Source organism: Citrobacter sp. TBCS-14 (assembly GCF_005280805.1).
Lineage (GTDB): Bacteria > Pseudomonadota > Gammaproteobacteria > Enterobacterales > Enterobacteriaceae > Citrobacter > Citrobacter gillenii.
This window is the reverse complement of the sequence record NZ_SZWM01001066.1, coordinates 325-541: the sequence shown is the minus strand read 5'-3', so window position 1 is coordinate 541 and position 217 is coordinate 325. Positions and strand designations below refer to the sequence as shown.

At 57.1% G+C, this 217-nt stretch carries 1 pseudogene; it reads left to right on the top strand.

Annotated elements, in window-relative coordinates:
* A pseudogene (locus tag FDX22_RS23970) lies at nucleotides 1-217 on the top strand (beta-ketoacyl-ACP synthase); the annotation flags it as partial.

Below are 217 nucleotides of genomic sequence, written 5' to 3'. Positions count from 1 at the left end.
GTTAGAACAAGCCGGACTGATTGGCGATCGGGTACTGACCAACGGTGAAACCGGAATAGCATACGGTTCCTCCACAGGCAGCACCGGGCCGGTGAGTGAGTTCGCGACCATGCTGACCGAGAAGCACACCAATAACATCACCGGCACGACCTACGTGCAAATGATGCCGCACACCACGGCTGTTAACACCGGATTGTTTTTCGGCCTGCGTGGGCGA